The 1,405-nt window shown below is 76.1% G+C and carries 2 protein-coding genes and 1 pseudogene; 1 reads left to right on the forward strand and 2 read right to left on the reverse strand.

The window, feature by feature from the left end; genetic code table 11:
• Both AB0O00_RS39460 and AB0O00_RS39465 read right to left on the reverse strand, forming a co-directional pair.
• Window positions 1-409: protein kinase (locus tag AB0O00_RS39460; RefSeq protein ID WP_363659492.1), on the reverse strand; the 409-nt coding region annotated here is incomplete at its 3' end.
• Between the two features lie 215 nt (window positions 410-624).
• Window positions 625-1,104, reverse strand: a complete 480-nt coding sequence (locus AB0O00_RS39465) for a hypothetical protein (protein WP_363659493.1) — start codon at window positions 1,102-1,104, stop codon at window positions 625-627.
• Between the two features lie 195 nt (window positions 1,105-1,299).
• On the opposite strand from AB0O00_RS39465, the pseudogene AB0O00_RS39470 reads away from it, so the two are divergent.
• Window positions 1,300-1,405 (forward strand): annotated as a pseudogene (locus tag AB0O00_RS39470) (cysteine dioxygenase); the annotation flags it as partial.

Below are 1,405 nucleotides of genomic sequence, written 5' to 3' on the forward strand. Positions count from 1 at the left end.
GGACGTTCTCCGGCTTGACGTCGCGGTGGACGATCCCGGCCGCGTGCGCGGCGGCCAGGCCGTCGGCGACGTCGGCGATGATCGACGCGGCGGTCTGCGGGGGCAGGGCGCCGTCGCGTTCGAGCCGGGAGCGCAGGTCGGTGCCCTGGACGAGCTCCATGACCAGGGCGAGGTCGCTGCCGTCCACGACCATGTCGCGCACGCCGACCACCCGGGGGTGGTCGAGACTGGTCAGCGCGGCGCGCTCCTGGACGAAGCGGCCGACCAGCACCTGGTCGGCGGCCAGGTCCTCGCGCAGCAGCTTGACCGCCACCGGGCCGTCCGGCCCCTCACCGAGCCAGACCGTCCCGGCCGAACCCCGGCCGATCACCTGATGGACGGTGTACCGGCTGCCGATCTTGCGTGCCAATGCTGCTCCGTGGGCGGCGCGGGAGCGCGCCGGGGGCTCCGGTGCGCTCGGTGGGGCGGGACAACACCGACCAACCTACGCGCCCCGACGCCCCTCGCGGGCCGCCTGAGGGCCCCGGAACGGCACTCGCGGGCGAGAAATCTTCGAAATTGTCGACAAAGCGTCAATCCCGCCGTCCGGGCGGCCGCCGGGGGACGGCCGGGCCCGGCGGGGCGTCAGTTCTTCGCGCTGTCGAAGATGTTGGTCACCCAGTCGTAGGCCGTGTGGTACCAGCCCTGGACGTTGTCCCAGTAGTGCGGCAGCGGCGTGAAGTTCCACAGCGCCACGGCGGCGACCGCCAGCACCAGCAGGATCATCAGACAGCCCTTGAGGCAGCCGAGCCCCGGGATGTACATCCGGTTGCGGCTGCGCGGACGGCGCTCGCGCGGCGGGGCCGGCTCGCGGCGGGACGGCGCCGGCGGCTCCTCCCGGCGGGCCGGCGGCTCCTCGCGGCGCTGCGGCGCGGGCGGCTCGGCCCGGCGCACCGGGGTGGGCGGGGGCGGCGGCGGGTAGCCGGCCTGCGACCGGCCGTAGCCCTCCGGGGCCTGCCGGTAGCCGCCGGGCGGCTGCGGGCGGCCGCCCTGGCCCGCCTGGTTCGCCTGACCGCCCTGGTTCGCCTGGCCCCTCTGATTCGCCTGATAGGGCGGCGGGGCCACCGGCGGGCGCTGGGCGTACCCGGGCGGCGGGCCCTGACGGCGCTGGTCGGGGCGGTAGCCGCCGGGCTGCTGCGGCTGGTACGCCCCGGGGTAGCCGCCCTGACCACCCTGGCCGCCCTGGCCCGGGTGCCCGGGGTAGCCGCCCTGGCCGCCTTGACTGCCTTGACCTCCCTGGTTCCCCTGGTAGGGCTGCGGGGCGACCTGCGGCGCAACGCGTGCAGCACCACCGCCATCTCCATCCACGTGTACGGCGCCGACGTGTCGCGCCTCGGCACCAGCATCCGGCGCGTCTACCGGCTGC

Source organism: Kitasatospora sp. NPDC093558, from assembly GCF_040683475.1.
GTDB lineage: Bacteria > Actinomycetota > Actinomycetes > Streptomycetales > Streptomycetaceae > Kitasatospora.